The sequence below is a fragment of the Corynebacterium glutamicum ATCC 13032 genome (assembly GCF_000011325.1).
GTDB lineage: Bacteria > Actinomycetota > Actinomycetes > Mycobacteriales > Mycobacteriaceae > Corynebacterium > Corynebacterium glutamicum.
This window is the reverse complement of record NC_003450.3, coordinates 1,468,557-1,487,226: the sequence shown is the minus strand read 5'-3', so window position 1 is coordinate 1,487,226 and position 18,670 is coordinate 1,468,557. Positions and strand designations below refer to the sequence as shown.

Here is an 18,670-nt window from a genome sequence, read left to right as displayed (position 1 = left end):
CTTCTTTCGTGAGTGGTTAAAAAATAGTGTTTAAGACAATGCGTCGTTGAGGATGCGGTGGGCTTCCTCAAGGTTGAGGGCTTCATCTCGCAGTGTCTCTGCTTCGCGGCTTAAAACCTCATTGACTTTTCCCGCAATTTCTTCCGGGTTGGTCACATGAGCTGCACGAGGATCATGAGGCTTTGGTGAATTCACCGTTTACCACCAGCTCTGCAATGCAGTAGCAGCTACCTCTGAATCAGCGCGTACCTCGGTGACTGGCTCTGTGGCCGCCCAGGCCACATCCAACGCAGTGCGGAGTGCTGCAACCGGAGTTGCGCCGGCATCGCCGCCGGAAATGACCAGGGTGTCGCCGTCGATAAGCGCTGAAAAACCGCCCTGGGCACCTGGCTTGAGCTCGCCCGGATCGCTGTAGAGATCCTGCATCGAGGTGGCGATATAGGTGGGGCGCTGCTCTGGAATGGCGCGCACCAAATCGTAGTAGCCGCTGACGCCGGTCAGGACCTGGAATGTGTCCATGCCTGCAGCGTTTCCGCCTGCAATATCAGTATCGAGACGATCGCCGACAGCCAAAGGCTTTGAAGAATTAAGAGTTTTAGCCCCCGCATAGAACATCGCGGGGCCTGGCTTACCTGCGGAAAGAGGCTTTACGCCAGTCGCGTTGACCACGGCAGCCACCATGGAACCGTTGCCAATGTGACGACCGCGTTCCATGGGAAGGGTGGAATCCAAATTTGATGCAAAATACTGCGCGCCAGCATTAATTGACAGCGCAGCCTCGCTCAACTGAGCCCAACCGGTCTCAGGGTTGTGGCCGTGAAGCACAGCCACAGGTTTATCATCAGCCGAATCAACCACCACAAAACCAGCTTCAGTAGCTAGCTCGCGGAAGGATTCTGAACCCAAAACATACACCTTGGATCCAGCGGGAATCTTCTCCGCCGCCATCTTGCAGGCAGCTTGAGCAGATGTCATCACATTGTCCGCAGTGGTGTCGGCAAGGCCAATCTCACGGAGTTGCGCAGCCACCACCTCCGGAGCACGGGAGGCATTATTGGTGACATACATGACGGGTAGGCCGGCGCCAGAGAGCGCAGAAACTACGTGCTCAATGGCTCGGCCGCCCTCGTAGACGGTTCCATCTAGATCAAGAAGAAGGCTGTCATATTCCGTGATTACACTCATAGACCAATAGTCTAGTTGTTCCCATTATCGAGCTGCTCGATACGCTCCTCTGCATCGAGGTAGCCGTCCTCATCCAAGGTGGCAGCGTGCTGGAACCACTCACGTGCTTCATCGCCACGACCAGCCAAAACAAGCGCATCGGCGTAAGCGTAAGACAAACGAGAATGGGTGAAACCGGTGCTCTTCAAGCTTGGATTAACCTTCTGCAATTCCACAATCGCAGAGTCATGCTGACCCAAATCATGGCGTGCTCCAGCAACAACAATCGCTAACTCGATCAGGTTATCCTGATCCAAAGAGCTCAAATCCTCTTCTCGAGCCAGCTCAATCGCCTTCTCAGGACGACCCAAGCCACGCTCACAGTCAGCCATCACAGCAATCAAACCAGGACCACCCGACATGCGGCGCGCAGCACGAAGCTCCGAAAGAGCTTCCTTCCACTCACCAGCATGGTAAGCAGCAATGCCGTTCGTCTCACGCACGACGGACACGCGTCCCGCGCGATCCTTCGCAGCACGGGCGTGGCGCAGTGCCAATTGAGGATCGTCGGCCAGCCAGGTCGCAGCCATGATCATATGCTTTGCGACGGCATCTGCGTTGTCCTTAGACAAAACCTTCAAATCCTGCAGGACCAAAGGATCCAAGTCCTTGATATCAATATCGCCCGGCAAATCAGGCTCATTGAGACGAGTGTTCAAGCGCTCTTCACGGAAACCAGCGCGCTGTGGATGCAGCGAATCACGCTGCTGATCGCGACCTGCACCTGCACGGTTCGCATGTCGACGATCTCCACCTGGACGCCCCTGGCCCTGTCCGCCACGACGATCATCGCGACGATCATCACGTCGGTCATCGCGCCTGTCGTAGCGACGGTCTCCGCGATCGCCACCCCTGGTGTCCCTGTTGTCATCGCGACGATCATTACGGTCGTAGCGGTCATTGCTACGATAGCCACGATCGGAGCGATCATTACGGCTGTATGAACGGTCGCCGCCGCGACGATCATCACGCATGTTGCTGTTGCGATCGTCAAAGTTGCGATCGGAGCGGTAACCACCGCGGCGGTCATCGCTTCGGTTGTCCCTACGATCGTCACGCCTATCGTCACGTTGACGATATTCACCTGAGCGGTTGTCGCGACGGTCACCGCGGTATCCGCCGCGATCTCGTGATTCACCATCTCGGTTTTGACGGTAGTTTCCGCGGTCATCGTTGCCGCGGGAGTTTCGGTAGCCACCGCGATCGCCGCGGTCTCCACGAGGAGTGCGGTCGCTTGAGCGATCGTTGTCACGAGAGCGGTCGAAGTTATCAGCCATGTTGTTCCTTGATGTTGAGAACCGGGTAAAGACTTTATTATAGAACGACAAAAAGAGTGTGATCCAATGGGAGGAAATGAAATACCTCTACCATTGAATCACACTCTTTCTATTTCACTTTTAAGTTTTTGGTCGGCGGTAACCTACTCTCCCACACCCTCCCGAGTGCAGTACCATCAGCGTAACCAGGCTTAGCTTCCGGGTTCGGAAAGGGACCGGGCGTTTCCCTGCTACTATCACCACCGACACAACCACACACCACACCAACCAACAGGTTGGTTGTGCTGTGTCAGACACTGCATAATGGACGCGAACACATACTGTTCTGTTTTCGTTACGTTGCGTTACACCAAACCATAAGTGGTTTGTTGTTATCGGTAAATTAGTACCAGTCACCTCCACACCTCACAGTGCTTCCAGATCTGGCCTATCAACCCCATAATCTCTAGGGAACCTCAAAAGAAACCTCATCTCGAAACAGGCTTCCCGCTTAGATGCTTTCAGCGGTTATCCCTCCCGTACGTAGCCAACCAGCCCTGCTCCTGGCGGAACAACTGGCACACCAGAGGTACGTCCGTCCCGGTCCTCTCGTACTAGGGACAGCCTTCCTTCAAGTTTCAACGCGCGCGGCGGATAGAGACCGAACTGTCTCACGACGTTCTAAACCCAGCTCGCGTGCCGCTTTAATGGGCGAACAGCCCAACCCTTGGGACCTACTCCAGCCCCAGGATGCGACGAGCCGACATCGAGGTGCCAAACCATCCCGTCGATATGGACTCTTGGGGAAGATCAGCCTGTTATCCCCGGGGTACCTTTTATCCGTTGAGCGACACCACAACCACAAGTAGGTGCCGGATCACTAGTCCCGACTTTCGTCCCTGCTCCACCTGTCAGTGTCACAGTCAAGCTCCCTTGTGCACTTACACTCACCACCTGATTACCAACCAAGCTGAGGAAACCTTTGGGCGCCTCCGTTACATTTTAGGAGGCAACCGCCCCAGTTAAACTACCCACCAGGCACTGTCCCCAACCCAGATCATGGGCCAAGGTTAAGACATCCAATCCGATCAGAGTGGTATTTCACCAACGACTCACACACAACTAGCGTCATATGATCGAAGTCTCCCACCTATCCTACACAAACCGAATCAAACACCAATACCAAGCTATAGTGAAGGTCCCGGGGTCTTTTCGTCCTGCCGCGCGTAACGAGCATCTTTACTCGTACTGCAATTTCACCGGGCCTGTGGTTGAGACAGCAGGGAAGTCGTTACGCCATTCGTGCAGGTCGGAACTTACCCGACAAGGAATTTCGCTACCTTAGGATGGTTATAGTTACCACCGCCGTTTACTGGGGCTTAAATTCTCAGCTTCGAAAAAACAAGTTTTCCTAACCGGTCCTCTTAACCTTCCAGCACCGGGCAGGCGTCAGTCCGTATACATCAACTTAAACGTCTTCGCACGGACCTGTGTTTTTAGTAAACAGTCGCTTCCCTCTATTCTCTGCGACCACAACACGCTCCCAACGAAAAGTTGTTCACACGCCGTGGCCCCCCTTCTCCCGAAGTTACGGGGGCATTTTGCCGAGTTCCTTAACCACAGTTCACCCGAACGCCTTAGTATTCTCTACCTGACTACCTGTGTCGGTTTAGGGTACGGGCCGAATATCAACATCGCTAGAGGCTTTTCTCGACAGCACAGGATCACCCACTTCACCCTTTACGGGCTCCGCATCACGCCTCACACAAAAACAGTGCGGATTTACCAACACTGCGTGCCACACGCTTACACCACAATCCAATAAGTGGCTGAGCTACCTCCCTGCGTCACCCCATCACTTAGCTACTACCAGATCAGGTCCCACGCAACCACACACCACAAAAAAGCAAAGCCTTTTCGCGGGTGCTTATGGGTGGTTAGTATCACTGATTCACCATGGTCGCTCATACTCGGGTACGGGAATATCAACCCGTTATCCATCGACTACGCCTGTCGGCCTCGCCTTAGGCCCCGACTCACCCTGGGAAGATTAACTTGACCCAGGAACCCTTAGTCATCCGGCGGATACGTTTCTCACGCATCATTCGTTACTCATGCCTGCATTCTCACTCGCACACACTCCACCCAAGGTCACCCCAAAGCTTCAACGCATGCACGACGCTCCCCTACCCAACAATCCTATAAAGATCATTGCCGCGGCTTCGGCGGTGTACTTAAGCCCCACTACATTGTCGGCGCGGAATCACTCGACCAGTGAGCTATTACGCACTCTTTCAAGGATGGCTGCTTCTAAGCCAACCTCCTGGCTGTCTTCGCGACCCCACCTCCTTTTCCACTTAGCACACCCTTAGGGGCCTTAGCCGGCGATCTGGGCTGTTTCCCTCTCGACTACGAAGCTTATCCCCCGCAGTCTCACTGCCGTGCTCTCACTTACCGGCATTCGGAGTTTGGCTGATGTCGCTAAGATGTTGGTCCCGCTAAACCATCCAGTAGCTCTACCTCCGGCAAGAAACACACGACGCTGCACCTAAATGCATTTCGGGGAGAACCAGCTATCACGGAGTTTGATTGGCCTTTCACCCCTACCCACAACTCATCCCCTCAGTTTTCAACCTAAGTGGGTTCGCGCCTCCACAACCTCTTACAGCTGCTTCACACTGGCCATGGGTAGATCACTCCGCTTCGGGTCCAAGACATGCCACTAAAACACCCTCGTTAGGATTCGGTTTCCCTACGGCTACCCCACACGGGTTAACCTCGCGACATGCCGCTGACTCGCAGGCTCATTCTTCAAAAGGCACGCCATCACACCACAAAGGATGCTCTGACGGATTGACAGCACACGGTTTCAGGTACTATTTCACTCCCCTCCCGGGGTACTTTTCACCATTCCCTCACGGTACTAATCCGCTATCGGTCATATCAAGTATTCAGGCTTACCGGGTGGTCCCGGCTAATTCACAGCAGATTCCACGAGCCCGCTGCTACTCGGGGTATCAACAACCACACACACCACCATGATCTTCGTGTACAGGACTCTCACCTTCTACGGCAGGTGTTTCCACACCACTTCCACTAACCACGCAGCACATGCCCACATCCGGCAGAATATGGATGTTATTGCCCCACAACCACCTACATGCAACCCCTGCCGGGTATCACACACATAAGTTTTAGCCATCATCCACGTTCGCTCGCCACTACTAACGGAATCACAATTGTTTTCTTCTCCTACGGGTACTGAGATGTTTCACTTCCCCGTGTAAACCTCCACACCAGCTATACATTCACTGGCAGGTAACCACACATCACTGCGGCTGGGTTTCCCCATTCGGACATCCTCGGATCAACGCTTAGTTGGCAACTCCCCGAGGCATAACGCAGCCTCTCACGTCCTTCATCGGCTTGATATGCCAAGGCATCCACCGTGTGCCCTACAAAACAACAAACAAAATACTATAACCCACACACAAAGTGCGAGCGCGTTCGGTATCACACAACAAAAAACAAAAAAATAAAGATGCTCGCGTCCACTATACAGTTCTCACACAACACACCACCCCCACCACAACCAAAGAACACAACATTCTCTACCCGTGTTGACGATGCTCGATGTTAGAAACAACCCACACACACCACCAAAAAGGTGATGCTTGCGATGTCATTCCAGACACCCAACAGCATGCCACTCATTGTTCAAGACCATGTGGTCTTGTTGTTGTCACCCTAGGGGTCATCTCCACCCGATTAAAAATATGTTGATGGCAACCACATACGGGTTCCAACACCAACAACCCACCAACCAGACACAGTCTGATGTGGGTTAATAAAGCTCCTTAGAAAGGAGGTGATCCAGCCGCACCTTCCGGTACGGCTACCTTGTTACGACTTCGTCCCAATCGCCGATCCCACCTTCGACAGCTCCCCCCTAAAAGGTTGGGCCACTGGCTTCGGGTGTTACCAACTTTCATGACGTGACGGGCGGTGTGTACAAGGCCCGGGAACGTATTCACCGCAGCGTTGCTGATCTGCGATTACTAGCGACTCCGACTTCATGGGGTCGAGTTGCAGACCCCAATCCGAACTGAGGCCGGCTTTAAGAGATTAGCTCCACCTCACGGTGTGGCAACTCGCTGTACCGACCATTGTAGCATGTGTGAAGCCCTGGACATAAGGGGCATGATGATTTGACGTCATCCCCACCTTCCTCCGAGTTAACCCCGGCAGTCTCTCATGAGTACCCACCATAATGTGCTGGCAACATAAGACAAGGGTTGCGCTCGTTGCGGGACTTAACCCAACATCTCACGACACGAGCTGACGACAACCATGCACCACCTGTGAACCGACCACAAGGGAAAACGTATCTCTACGCCGATCCGGTCCATGTCAAGCCCAGGTAAGGTTCTTCGCGTTGCATCGAATTAATCCACATGCTCCGCCGCTTGTGCGGGCCCCCGTCAATTCCTTTGAGTTTTAGCCTTGCGGCCGTACTCCCCAGGCGGGGCGCTTAATGCGTTAGCTGCGGCACAGAAGTCGTGGAAGACCCCTACACCTAGCGCCCACCGTTTACGGCATGGACTACCAGGGTATCTAATCCTGTTCGCTACCCATGCTTTCGCTCCTCAGCGTCAGTTACTGCCCAGAGACCTGCCTTCGCCATTGGTGTTCCTCCTGATATCTGCGCATTTCACCGCTACACCAGGAATTCCAGTCTCCCCTACAGCACTCAAGTTATGCCCGTATCGCCTGCACGCCCGAAGTTAAGCCCCGGGATTTCACAGACGACGCGACAAACCACCTACGAGCTCTTTACGCCCAGTAATTCCGGACAACGCTCGCACCCTACGTATTACCGCGGCTGCTGGCACGTAGTTAGCCGGTGCTTCTTCTCCAGGTACCGTCACCATAAGGCTTCGTCCCTAGCGAAAGGAGTTTACAACCCGAAGGCCTTCATCCCCCACGCGGCGTCGCTGCATCAGGCTTGCGCCCATTGTGCAATATTCCCCACTGCTGCCTCCCGTAGGAGTCTGGGCCGTGTCTCAGTCCCAATGTGGCCGTACACCCTCTCAGGCCGGCTACCCGTCGACGCCTTGGTAGGCCATTACCCCACCAACAAGCTGATAGGCCGCAGGCTCATCCCACACCGCATAAAGCTTTCCACACCACCCCTACGGTGGTGTGAATATTCGGTATTAGACCCAGTTTCCCAGGCTTATCCCAAAGTGTAGGGCAGATCACCCACGTGTTACTCACCCGTTCGCCACTCATCCACCAAAGCAAGCTCCGGTTTCAGCGTTCGACTTGCATGTGTTAAGCACGCCGCCAGCGTTCGTCCTGAGCCAGGATCAAACTCTCCACAAAAAACAATAAATAGATTGTTTAGGCCGTGAAAAGCCCAACACCTGACAAAAACAACAACACCCCCACCAACCACACAAAGGTGACAGTTGGACAATGGGGTGTTACTGGCATTATCAAAAAATAATGATTCTAAAAAAACACCACAACCCACATAAGGATCATCGTGTCTTCAACGTGGGCCTGAATCCCTTGACGGGGAACAAGCAGACCCACAAAATCATGCCAACAATAAGATTATTGTTTACAGTGATGGATAATATTGGCGATCCACCACCCGGCATGACCCACCACAACCTAAGTGGTTGTGGTAGTGACAAAAATAATAAATGGCACACTATTGAGTTCTCAAACAACATACGCACACTCTGAAAACAAGATACAATGTTTGTTCTTGCTCCCCTAGCAGCTGAAGATTCATCGTAGTTCATTCAAAATTTGAAGTCAACTTCGAATTAATCTCCGTGTCACCTTGATGTGCTTTCCCTTCCGTGTAGAAGTTCCTGCGCTGTCCTGGCGACTCGAATTAATCTACACAGCCCCTCACGCAAGAACAAACCTGCAGGTTAAACACGATTTCAACGCAGACCCCTGCACGCGCATGATCATGAGACAGCAAAAGTCGGCCAAATTTAGATTGAACATGCCCCAAAGATTTCGAATCCTACTCATCCAGGCGTCGACAGCGTTATGCCGATGCAATCATTTAAATGATCATATCAATCGCCCATATGCGCTCAAAAGATATGGGATGATCAATACCAAGGTTGGAATCCGTCCCATCATTACTGGGATATACGCGTCGCCAACCCCCAAAAAAGAGGCTTCCAGTCAAACGCTCGAGAAACTAGAAGTATTCTTCTGAGAGCATTTTTGAACCGAAGACTATGACTAGACATTCGGACAATAGTAAGATGTGAGCTGAAACTCAGTTTCCATCCTTATTCAACCTGGAAGGTAGATACCGCACCATGAAGACAATCATTACTGGCGTTGATTCAAGCCAGACTGCGCTTGCCGCAGCAGAGAAGGCTGCCGAGCTCGCGGCCAGCTTTGACGCAGAACTTTACGTATTTTCTGCGTACAGCATCAGCTCTGTTGTAGCGATGCAGACCGCTAAGAGCGGAAACATGGCAGTTAAGACTTCCGATGCTTACCAGCGTCTGGCCGATGGTCAGGCTGCAGCTGCTCAGGAAGCTGCAGAATCTGTGGCTGCTATTTTGCGCAACTCTTGGCCAACACTCCAGGTCAAGGCGATTGCTGTTGAGGGACAGCCTGCTGAAGTTTTGGTTCAGCAGGCGGAGCACCTCAATGCTGATGCAATTGTTGTGGGGAACAAGAAGGCCCAGGGCTTGCAACGCATTCTCGGAAGCATCTCCCGTAATGTCGCGGCAGCAGCTAACTGCGATCTCTACATCGTGAACACCACGAGGGATTAATACGAGGGATTAATTGCTAAAAGGAGGGGTGAGCACCAGAATTTGGTGCTCACCCCTCCTTTTGGTTTTCCAGAAGTCAGACAAATGAAAAACCGCAATCATTTCAGCGATTATTAGCCGAGGATCTGAACTCCTGCGAAGTTCTTCTTGCCACGGCGCAGTACTAGCCATGAACCGTGAAGAAGATCTTCAGCGAAAGGCTCCCAATCATCCGATTCGATGCGTTCGTTGTTTACGTACGCACCGCCTTCCTTGACTGCACGCTTTGCTGCGCCCTTGGAATCAGCAAGTCCGCTGGCCACGAGCAGATCTATGATGGTGCGTGGCTCCCCTGCCTTGATTTCTGCAACTGCAGTTTCAGAAACGGATGCAGCGAGAGTTTTTTCGTCTAGGTCGCGGAGTTCTGCGCGGCCGAACAGTGCTTGAGCAGCAAGCTCGACTGCTTCGGTTGCTTCGGTTCCGTGAACCAAGTTGGTCATTTCGCGTGCAAGACGACGCTGTGCTTCGCGCTTGAATGGGCGCTCTGCAACTTCAACTTCCAACTCAGCAAGTTCTTCCTGGGTGAGGAAGGTGAACCAGCGGAGGTAACGGATCACGTCAGCGTCGGATGCGTTGATGAAGTACTGGTACCAAGCGTATGGGCTGGTCATTTCCGGATCCAACCAGAGGCTTCCGCCGCCGGTGGACTTGCCGAACTTCTTGCCGTCGGAATCGGTAACCAAAGGTACGGTCACTGCGTGGACAGAGGTGCCGTTGACGCGACGGTTGAGGTCAACGCCAGAAACGATGTTGCCCCACTGGTCACCGCCACCTACCTGCAGGGTGCAGCCGAAGCGCTTGTTCAGTTCAACGTAGTCGTTGGCCTGTAGCAGCATGTAGGAGAACTCGGTGTAGGAAATGCCGTCGGACTCGAGGCGACGCTTGACGGTGTCGCGGGCGAGCATGGTGTTGAGGGAGAAGTGCTTTCCTACATCACGGAGGAAGGTCACTACGGACATTTCGTTGGTCCACTCGGCGTTGTTGACCAGACGGGCTGCGTGCTCGCCGTCGAAATCAACGAAGCGGCTGAGCTGACCGGAGATGCGTTCTGCCCAATCAGAGACGGTGTCTGCGGAGTTCATGGTGCGCTCGCCGACATCGCGGGGGTCGCCGATCATGCCGGTTGCGCCACCTGCGAGCACGATTGGGTTGTGTCCTGCTTGCTGGAAACGGCGCAGCATGAGCAGTGGAACGAGGTGTCCTGCGTGGAGGGATGGACCGGTTGGGTCGAATCCGCAGTACAAGGTGATGGGGGTTGAAGCTTCCTCGCGAAGGGCCTCAAGGTCGGTGGACTGGTTGATGAGTCCGCGCCAGGAGAGTTCGTCAATGATGTTCATGGTGTTAAAAATGTCCTTGATGTACTTCTAGTTGTTGGGGGTCCACTCGGTGGCTTCGTCGATGAGAAGCACCGGAATTCCGTCGTCAATGCGATAGGCCAGGTTGAGGCGTTCGTTGACCAAGAGCTGTTCGCTCTCCAGATATCGAAGTGGGCCCTTGTCCTTTGGGCAGGCCAGGACTTCAAGAAGCTGTGGATCAAGACTCATACGGACCATCCTACCGGGCAGGAAAAACTTAACTGCATTGAGTGGCTATTCCCGGAATTCTTCTGGCAGTTGACCAAATTGCATGCGCAGTGCGCGACCGTGATCTTCAAGGTTATTAAGGCCTTGTTCTTGGATCGCATTGAAGATCTTCATCGTCTCGGAGTTCAGGAGGTCGAAGGATTCAATGAGGTCTTCGACTGCCCGAGGATCGTTGCGGGTGGGGATCTTCAGGTAAGCGTCGATAATGCCTGGGATGTACTGGTTGATAATTGAGCGAATGGTGACTTGGTGCTCGGGAAAATTGGTCAGGCTTGTCCAGTTACCAATGACCAATTGCAGTGAGCTGTCTAGCCTCTTAATCGCTTCGATCACTGGTGCTGCAGCACCGTGGCTATACATAGTTCTCACGAGTTCTTGAGACCTGGCTGCAAGCAGACCCGGGCTATCTAATTCGGGAGTTGCCTGAACCGGAGGGAGTTCCTTCTTCGGAGGGTTTTTAGGTGTAAGTGCCACCGCAGCGCCGTATCCGGCGATGGCGACAACAGGCCAAAATGCTCCGAGTCCGATCACTAAGTGCAGCGCGATAATCAGCGTTGCAATAGCGATACCCGCGAGATTCTTGCGGGAGAAAAAGAAGGATCCTCCATTATTGGTAGGCACGAATCTCCTTAAATGCTTCGTCTAGGTCACCGTTGATGGCGTCAAAGGTCTCACCGCCGGTTGTTGCTGCCAATTGTTCCATATCCGCAACATTGGCTTCACCGTAAAGGATGACAAACACTGGAATTGATCGGATATTGCTAGGAAGCGCGTTCCATTCGGTGAGGAATTGATCGTAGGTTCGTCCTGCGGTGAGTTCGCCGTCGGTCATGAGCACGATGGATGGGATGTAGTCGCCACCAGCGGACTCTGCGTAGGCGGCGAGCACTGCGTCGTAAATTCCGGTTCCGCCGTCTGCTTGCAAGGCTTCAACGCGCTGCTGCAGATCGGTGCGGCTTGGGCTGCCCACCGCACCGAGGGTTTCGCTGATTACTTCGTGTGGCCCGAAGCTGAAAGGAATGATCGATACTTTTTCGCGGTCGCGCAGGGACACGTTGGCAAGGTCAGTGGTCGCGCCGCCGCTGATCAGGTCTGACATGGTGTCTTTGAGCAAGGTGATGCGCTGGCCCAGCATGGATCCGGAAACGTCGAGCACAAAGGTGGTTTCGCCTGGGACGCGGAATTGATTGGTGTAGGCGTCGATAAGCGCGTCGGTGACCGTCTTGCTCCCTGGGAAGGGAGCTTCGATGATGGTCTGCGAGCTAAGCTCCGCTGGGAGCGTTGCGTTCGCGGTGGTCGGACGTCGATAAGTATCTGTTAAAGCGTCGGGGTGCTCAGCGAACCAGCCGGCCAGCTCTGCTACATGCTCGCCCTGGTCGGAGCCCGTGATCGTAGAGAGCGGGTAATCGGCGCTGACCACGCCATCGGCGGGCACCACGACGGTGATATCGGCGCCGTCTTCGCTGATCATGGTGTGCAGGACGGACTCGTAGTTGATGATCGCATTCGCGCGGTCAGGCTGTTCCAGGAAAGTGTCTTTGAGCCAGCCAGAGGAACCGGAGGTGATGGTTTGGCCGGAAAGGGATGTGGACATCGGCTCGGCGATCGCGGGGATGTCGTTGGTTGTTAAGGCCTGGCCGGTATCAGCATATGCCGTGGCCATGGCAACGAGCGCGGAAAATCCGGAGTTGGAAGTGGCCGGATCGGTCATACCGAAGGTGAAATCTTGGGTCTGCGAGGCCTGGCCCAGCTCTTCCCAGGTTGGCTGGCGCTGATCCCAGCCGAGCTCCTGGGCCATGGAAGTTTTCACACCGAACGCCACGGGAGAGGTCGCGATTTTGGTGGTCTCCCCCAGCTTGTTGGAAGCGCCGATCAGATCGACGTAACGGTTGGTGGCAAACCAGGTGGCATCATAGTCCTGGTCAAAAGCGCCATCCATGAGGGCTTGGCTGTTGCTGAGTGTGCCGCCTGGAAAGCTCAGTTCAATATCAAAACCCAAGTCGTCGGAGGCTTGCTCGATCGCGGGCTGCAGATCTTCCAGCTCTGTGGCGGCCACAATCTTCAAAGTCTCAGAGGAACCACCCAGGCCCCCGCCGAGGCTATCGATAGAATCCGAAACAGTTGAACAACCTGCCAGAAGCACCAAGCTCAAGCCCAGCGCTGTACCTTTTACAAGATTTTTCATAGATCTGTGTCCTCTTCTGCTGGGGTGGCACTGTACGATGCGCCCACGCCATCAATGAGTCGTTCTAGGAAGTCATAGTCCGGCGGATCAATGACATTGAGGTTGTTGGGCATGCGGTCGGTCATGCCAGCATCGGCGATCATTGCGGAGTTCTTTGGCCTAAAACCGTGTTTGACTGCCAACTGCTGCAGGGTTTCGTCGGTTTCTAGGAGTTCGCCGATCTCCGCGCCGACGTCACTCAAGCTAACCACCGTATGCGTGCTGTACACGGTGGGGCTTGGATACACTAGTTCCATATCGCCGGAAATCCGTGAGTTTTCCTTGTTTTGTTCCGCGAGGAACTGGGCTTCGTAGATCATCACCATTGGTTTAGAACCCATTCCTTGGGAGAGGTATTCATCAAACGGGCCGGCGGAGGTGCTTTCGGTATAGCCCTGGCCCACGAACAGTTGGCTAAGCTCTGGGATGATGGCATCGGCTTCCGCAGTGCTGCTCACCGTTTTTCCGCCATTTTTCACCCAGGACATCATTGATAGGTACATGGCCGCCGAGTTAGAGGTGCGCACATCGGTGGTAGAAATCTGCACGACGCGGTTGGACTGATAGTTGGGGCTAAGTTCGCTCCAGCGGGTTCCGGCTTGGGTTTCATTCAACAACGCGCCCAAATCGATGGTGTCGGTGCCGCCTACATTGCTCACGATCCCCTTGGTTTCCAACATGTCGGTGATGGTTCCGAATGTTGCTACCGCCATAGGCGAATAGAATGGGGTGAATCGGCCCGTCGTGGTGTTGGCTTCGGAGATCTTCTGCGCAGCTGGTGCAGAGGATGGGAACGCGAAATCGTACGGGCTCAAGTCCACATCAGTGGCGATCCGACGAGATCCTGCGGTGTCCACGTTAACTTCAAAGCCGTGGTCGGCGAAGGCTTCAACGACTTCTGGATCTTCGAAGAATTCCTTCTTTTCCGAGCCAATTACTGCTCTGACCTCGGTCAAGTTACTTGATCCGAAGAGCTTTGGCATGGCGATGGTTCCGCGGCCCACCAAGACCGCTAATACCGCGATGACCAGCAGGATGATGCCTAAAAATACGGAAAATCCCCTGCCTCGAGATTTTCTTGAGTAATCAGGGGAACCATTCATGAATTGATAATAAATGGCCTGTGCAACTCCCGCAATCGGAAAGCAGCACAGGCCATAAACTAATGCTTATCGACGTACCCCCGCACGTGCCCACTCCGCGTGAGCGGTACTTGCGGCATCGACACGTGCGCGTTGCTCCGCAACCCGCACGCCCGCGGTTCCACCGCGCGTTGCACGGGAAGCCACTGCACCATCAATGGTGAGCACTTCCCGTACCTCTGGGGTCAGACGTGCATCAACGCCACTGAGTTCTTCATCAGTGAGATCGATAAGGTCCACTCCCCTGGACTCCGCGATCCGCACGCAAGCGCCGGATGCTTCGTGTGCCTCACGGAATGGAACGCCCTGGCGCACCATCCACTCAGCCAAGTCGGTGGCAAGGGTGAAACCTGCTGGTGCAAGTTCACGCATGCGCTCGGTGTTGAAGGTCAAGGTGGAAACCAAACCAGTCATTGCAGGGAGCAGCAGGTTGAGCTGCGCCACGGAATCTACGATTGGTTCCTTATCTTCCTGCAGGTCGCGGTTGTACGCTAAAGGCTGTGCCTTCAGGGTAGCCAGCAGACCGGTGAGGTTACCGATCAAGCGACCAGACTTGCCACGGGTCAGCTCTGCCACGTCAGGGTTCTTCTTCTGCGGCATGATTGAGCTGCCTGTGGACCAGGAATCAGACAAGGTGATGTAACCAAATTCTGGGGTGCACCATGCGATGATTTCTTCAGCCAAGCGGGACATATCCACTGCAAGCTGCGCCAGCACGAAGGCGGTTTCAGATGCGAAATCGCGGGAGCTGGTGGCATCAATGGAGTTATCTGCTGCGGAATCAAAGCCGAGTTCTTCAGCGATTGCTTCAGGGTTGAGCTTCAAAGAGGAACCAGCAAGTGCGCCGGAACCGTAAGGAGACACCGCAAGACGCTTGTCCAGGTCACGGATACGATCAATATCGCGCAGCAAAGGCTGTGCGTGTGCCAGCAGCTGGTGTGCCAGAAGGACCGGCTGAGCTGCCTGGAAGTGGGTCTTGCCTGGCATGATCGCGCCTGCATGTGCCTTAGCTTGGGCGCTGAGGGCGTCGACAAGCTCGGTTGTTCCCAGCGCGATGTCGCGCACTGCGTCGCGGACCCACATGCGGAACAGGGTTGCCACCTGGTCGTTGCGGGAACGACCAGCGCGCAGACGGCCGCCCACCTCAGGACCAACGCGGTCAATCAGACCGCGTTCCATCGCGCCGTGCACATCCTCATCAGAAGGCAGCGGACCGAAGGTTCCGTCGGCGACATCCTTGCCCAGCTGATCAAGCCCAGCCAGCATGGTGGCTAGATCTTCATCAGAAAGTAGATCTGCTTGGTGCAAAACCTTGGCGTGTGCCTTGGAGGCCAACACATCATAAGGGGCCAAAACCCAGTCGAAATGAGTGGAGACACTCAAGGCGAACATGGCCTCGGAGGGTCCACCGGAGAAGCGGCCGCCCCACAGCGCACCTTCATTGGTTCCGTGCTGTTCCATGTGGTGTTCTTCTACTTTCTAAATACTTGAAGTTCTAGTCTGGATGCTTGAAAAGGTGGCTTAGTTGTTGCCAGCTTCGCGATCGCGCTTGTTAGCGATCTTGGAGGACAGACCGTGCAGCTGGACAAAGCCCTTAGCCAGGGTCTGGTCGAAGGTGTCGCCGGTGTCGTAGGTAGCCAGGTTGAAGTCGTACAGGGAGTGGCTGGAACGACGACCATTGATGGTGATGGAACCTGCGTGCAGAACCATGCGGATATCGCCGGTGACGTGCTCCTGGGTGGAATCAATGAACGCGTCCAGGGAGCGCTTCAGAGGTCCGAACCACAGGCCGTCGTATACTTCCTCAGCCCAACGTGCGTCAACGCCGCGCTTGTAGCGAGCCAGTTCGCGCTCGATGGTGACATCTTCCAAAGCCTCGTGAGCCTTAATCAGTGCGATTGCGCCTGGTGCTTCGTAGATTTCGCGGGACTTGATGCCCACGAGACGGTCCTCAACCATGTCAAGGCGGCCAACGCCCTGTGCGCCTGCACGACGGTTCAGCTCTTCAATAGCCTGCAGTACGGAGACTGGACGGCCATCGATGGAGACTGGCTTGCCACCCTCGAAGGAGATGATGACCTCATCTGGAGCGTTACCCAGAGCTGGATCCTCGGTGTATGCGTAGATGTCCTTGGTTGGAGCATTCCACAGATCTTCCAGGTAACCGGTCTCAATAGCGCGGCCCCAGACGTTCTGGTCGATGGAGAATGGGGACTTCACGGACTGCTCGATTGGAACGTTGTTCTCCTCGGCGAAGGCGATAGCCTTGTCGCGGGTCCATGCGAAGTCACGAGCAGGTGCAATGATCTCCAGGTTTGGATCGGTGTCCATGAAGCCGACCTCGAAACGAACCTGGTCGTTGCCCTTACCAGTGCAGCCGTGTGCAACGTGGGTACCGTTGAACTGCTTGCCAGCCTCAACGAGGTGCTTGACGATCAGTGGGCGGGAGATTGCAGAAACCAGTGGGTACTGCTTCATGTACATGCCGTTTGCCTTGATGGTTGGCAGGCAGTACTCCTCAGCGAACTCATCCTTTGCATCAACAACGATGGACTCAGCTGCACCGGCATCCAATGCACGCTGGCGAACGTTGTCCATGTTCTCTCCACCCTGGCCCAGGTCGAGGGAAACTGCGATGACTTCACCATCAATCATCTTCTTCAGGTATGGAATTGCCACAGTGGTGTCCAGACCGCCGGAGTATGCAAGAACGATGCGGTTAGTCATGAGGTGTGCTCCTTCATTTTAAGTTCCTTGCCAGCCGTGGTGGACAGCAAGGATGTTTAAAGAAAATTATTGTGTTGAAAGGGTTGGTATTCCTCGAAAAAACACTCGGGTTATACCTTACCTGCCTGCATTAACAAGCGATTAACAAGCCTTGAACTAGGGGCGCTTTAAGTGGTGCGCCCGCTGAGTAATTCACCTAGTTCTTTACCTGTGAGCGGATCACGGGCGAGAACGAAAACGGTGTCATCACCAGCGATGGTGCCAACGACTTCTTTCAGCCCCACCCTATCGATGAAACTTGCCAGGTACTGGGCAGCTCCCGGCGGGGTGCGCAGCATCGCGATGTTGCCGGAATGATCTGTAGAAACCAGCAGTTCATCAAGCATGCGGCGCAGCTTCTCCGACGGACCCCGGAGATCTTCGCGGGCGATGCTATCTACTGGGCCGACCGCGTAGTAGGCGCGTCCCCCATCGGGGCGAACCTTGCGTGCACCGAGTTCATCGAGATCTCGGGACAAGGTGGCCTGGGTGATATCGATGCCTTCATCCAGCAGCAATTCAGACAGTTGTACCTGGCTGGTGACTTTTTGTTTGTCCAAAATCTGCAAAATGAGAGCTTGGCGTGCAGTGCGAGTCACGGGATTTAAGTTTTCCGGTGTTGACGGGGTTGAGCCAAGGGACATGTCTTACCTCGGCTGGTTGGCCAGCAGCCACACCAGCAGTGCTTTCTGAGCGTGGAGGCGGTTTTCTGCTTCATCGAAAACTTTGGACGCTGGTCCATCAATCACGGAGGCTGCCACTTCTTTGCCACGGTAGGCAGGAAGGCAGTGCAGGAAGATGGCGCCGTCGTTAGCTTTCGCCATGACCTCATCGTTGACCTGGTAAGGAACGAAAGGTGTGGTGCGATCGATGCCGTCGTTTTCCATACCCATGGATACCCAGGTATCGGTGATGACAACATCGGCGCCGGCAACCTCGTCGAGGCTGTCGGTGACAACAACCTTCGCGCCGGTTTCCTGGCCACGCTTTTCCGCGCGCTCCACGAATTCCGCACGAGGCTGGAACCCTTCAGGAGCGATGATGGAAATATCCATGCCCGCGGTGGCAAAGCCAATCATGTAGGAGTTGGCCATGTTGTTGTCGCCATCGCCCAGGTACACAGCCTTCTTACCCTTAAGGCCTGCTGGGCCTTCTTCAGGGCTGAGGTTTTCCACGATAGTCTGCAGATCAGCCAGAATCTGGCATGGGTGCAGATCATCGGACAAGGAGTTCACCAGCGGCACAGTGGACGTCTCCGCCATGGCGTGGAAATTGCTGTGTGCGTAGGTGCGCCACACAATTGCTTCCACGTAGCGGGACAATACAGCTGCGGTGTCCTGCAGGGACTCGCCCTTACCCATCTGTGAGCTACCGGAATCCACGACGATGGCGTGTCCACCCAAATGAGCGATGCCCGCGTCGAAGGAGAAGCGAGTACGAGTTGAAGTCTTATCAAAAAGAACTGCAACGGACTTTGGTCCCTCGAGTGGACGCTCCGAAAACGGCGCTGCCTTGAGCTTTGCGGCTAGGGTCAAAACCTCTGCCTGCTCTGCAGGGGTGAGATCATCATCAGCCAGAAAATGGCGAACCTGTGGTTGTGAAGTCATAAGTTTGA

Annotated in this window: 13 protein-coding genes and 3 rRNA genes; 1 reads left to right on the top strand and 15 read right to left on the bottom strand. The window is 54.6% G+C overall.

Annotated elements, in window-relative coordinates; genetic code table 11:
• Nucleotides 1-30: 30 nt before the first annotated feature.
• The 6 genes from CGL_RS15440 to CGL_RS07040 all read right to left on the bottom strand — a co-directional run bounded on the left by CGL_RS15440 (nt 31) and on the right by CGL_RS07040 (nt 7,865).
• Nucleotides 31-195 (bottom strand): hypothetical protein, encoded by a 165-nt coding sequence (locus tag CGL_RS15440; RefSeq protein WP_003856298.1) that lies wholly within the window; start codon nt 193-195, stop codon nt 31-33.
• A 3-nt stretch (nt 196-198) separates the two neighbouring features.
• Entirely contained in the window at nt 199-1,185 is a 987-nt protein-coding gene (locus CGL_RS07060; protein WP_011014344.1) for an HAD-IIA family hydrolase, read from the bottom strand.
• A gap of 11 nt (nt 1,186-1,196) precedes the next feature.
• Nucleotides 1,197-2,501 carry a tetratricopeptide repeat protein gene (locus tag CGL_RS07055; RefSeq protein ID WP_011014343.1) on the bottom strand — a complete coding sequence of 435 codons (1,305 nt, stop codon included), beginning with the start codon at nt 2,499-2,501 and terminating at the stop codon, nt 1,197-1,199.
• A 130-nt stretch (nt 2,502-2,631) separates the two neighbouring features.
• Nucleotides 2,632-2,748, bottom strand: a 5S ribosomal RNA gene (rrf, locus tag CGL_RS07050).
• 115 nt (nt 2,749-2,863) lie between these two features.
• Nucleotides 2,864-5,950, bottom strand: a 23S ribosomal RNA gene (locus tag CGL_RS07045).
• Between the two features lie 391 nt (nt 5,951-6,341).
• A 16S ribosomal RNA gene (locus CGL_RS07040) occupies nt 6,342-7,865 on the bottom strand.
• The 16S, 23S and 5S rRNA genes sit together here, the layout of an rRNA operon.
• 968 nt (nt 7,866-8,833) lie before the next feature.
• Here CGL_RS07040 and CGL_RS07030 point away from each other — a divergent pair.
• The gene (locus tag CGL_RS07030; RefSeq protein ID WP_011014342.1) at nt 8,834-9,301 is read left to right on the top strand and encodes a universal stress protein; all 468 of its coding nucleotides are present in this window, start codon (nt 8,834-8,836) and stop codon (nt 9,299-9,301) included.
• Nucleotides 9,302-9,414: 113 nt separating this feature from the next.
• On the opposite strand, the gene tyrS is transcribed toward CGL_RS07030, so the two are convergent.
• The 9 genes from tyrS to argF form a co-directional block, all read right to left on the bottom strand.
• Nucleotides 9,415-10,677 carry a tyrosine--tRNA ligase gene (gene tyrS, locus CGL_RS07025; protein WP_011014341.1) on the bottom strand — a complete coding sequence of 421 codons (1,263 nt, stop codon included), beginning with the start codon at nt 10,675-10,677 and terminating at the stop codon, nt 9,415-9,417.
• A gap of 27 nt (nt 10,678-10,704) precedes the next feature.
• On the bottom strand, nt 10,705-10,884 hold the full coding sequence (locus CGL_RS07020; protein WP_003861608.1) for a Trm112 family protein: 180 nt from the start codon (nt 10,882-10,884) through the stop codon (nt 10,705-10,707).
• A gap of 45 nt (nt 10,885-10,929) precedes the next feature.
• Complete coding sequence (locus CGL_RS07015) at nt 10,930-11,544, bottom strand: hypothetical protein (RefSeq protein WP_011014340.1); 615 nt, start codon at nt 11,542-11,544, stop codon at nt 10,930-10,932.
• A complete protein-coding gene (locus tag CGL_RS07010) occupies nt 11,531-13,108 on the bottom strand; it encodes a substrate-binding domain-containing protein (protein ID WP_011014339.1) in 1,578 nt (525 codons plus the stop codon). The genes CGL_RS07015 and CGL_RS07010 overlap by 14 nt, the downstream gene beginning before the upstream one ends.
• Complete coding sequence (locus CGL_RS07005) at nt 13,105-14,250, bottom strand: hypothetical protein (protein WP_011014338.1); 1,146 nt, start codon at nt 14,248-14,250, stop codon at nt 13,105-13,107. Before CGL_RS07005 ends, CGL_RS07010 begins: the two co-directional genes overlap by 4 nt.
• A 66-nt stretch (nt 14,251-14,316) precedes the next feature.
• On the bottom strand, nt 14,317-15,750 hold the full coding sequence (gene argH / locus CGL_RS07000; RefSeq protein WP_011014337.1) for an argininosuccinate lyase: 1,434 nt from the start codon (nt 15,748-15,750) through the stop codon (nt 14,317-14,319).
• Nucleotides 15,751-15,810: 60 nt separating this feature from the next.
• Nucleotides 15,811-17,016: an argininosuccinate synthase gene (locus tag CGL_RS06995; protein ID WP_003858678.1), complete on the bottom strand. Its 1,206-nt coding sequence runs from the start codon at nt 17,014-17,016 to the stop codon at nt 15,811-15,813.
• Nucleotides 17,017-17,183: 167 nt separating this feature from the next.
• Nucleotides 17,184-17,699, bottom strand: a complete 516-nt coding sequence (locus CGL_RS06990; RefSeq protein WP_003858683.1) for an arginine repressor — start codon at nt 17,697-17,699, stop codon at nt 17,184-17,186.
• 3 nt (nt 17,700-17,702) lie between these two features.
• Nucleotides 17,703-18,662 carry an ornithine carbamoyltransferase gene (gene argF / locus CGL_RS06985; RefSeq protein WP_011014335.1) on the bottom strand — a complete coding sequence of 320 codons (960 nt, stop codon included), beginning with the start codon at nt 18,660-18,662 and terminating at the stop codon, nt 17,703-17,705.
• Nucleotides 18,663-18,670 lie beyond the last annotated feature (8 nt).

Coding starts and splice junctions, on each gene's coding strand:
- CGL_RS07060 (WP_011014344.1), bottom strand. CDS start 1,185: ATGAGTGTAATCACGGAATATGACAGCCTTCTTCTTGATCTAGATGGA.
- CGL_RS07055 (WP_011014343.1), bottom strand. CDS start 2,501: ATGGCTGATAACTTCGACCGCTCTCGTGACAACGATCGCTCAAGCGAC.
- CGL_RS07030 (WP_011014342.1), top strand. CDS start 8,834: ATGAAGACAATCATTACTGGCGTTGATTCAAGCCAGACTGCGCTTGCC.
- tyrS (WP_011014341.1), bottom strand. CDS start 10,677: ATGAACATCATTGACGAACTCTCCTGGCGCGGACTCATCAACCAGTCC.
- CGL_RS07020 (WP_003861608.1), bottom strand. CDS start 10,884: ATGAGTCTTGATCCACAGCTTCTTGAAGTCCTGGCCTGCCCAAAGGAC.
- CGL_RS07010 (WP_011014339.1), bottom strand. CDS start 13,108: ATGAAAAATCTTGTAAAAGGTACAGCGCTGGGCTTGAGCTTGGTGCTT.
- CGL_RS07005 (WP_011014338.1), bottom strand. CDS start 14,250: ATGAATGGTTCCCCTGATTACTCAAGAAAATCTCGAGGCAGGGGATTT.
- argH (WP_011014337.1), bottom strand. CDS start 15,750: ATGGAACAGCACGGAACCAATGAAGGTGCGCTGTGGGGCGGCCGCTTC.
- CGL_RS06995 (WP_003858678.1), bottom strand. CDS start 17,016: ATGACTAACCGCATCGTTCTTGCATACTCCGGCGGTCTGGACACCACT.
- CGL_RS06990 (WP_003858683.1), bottom strand. CDS start 17,699: ATGTCCCTTGGCTCAACCCCGTCAACACCGGAAAACTTAAATCCCGTG.
- argF (WP_011014335.1), bottom strand. CDS start 18,662: ATGACTTCACAACCACAGGTTCGCCATTTTCTGGCTGATGATGATCTC.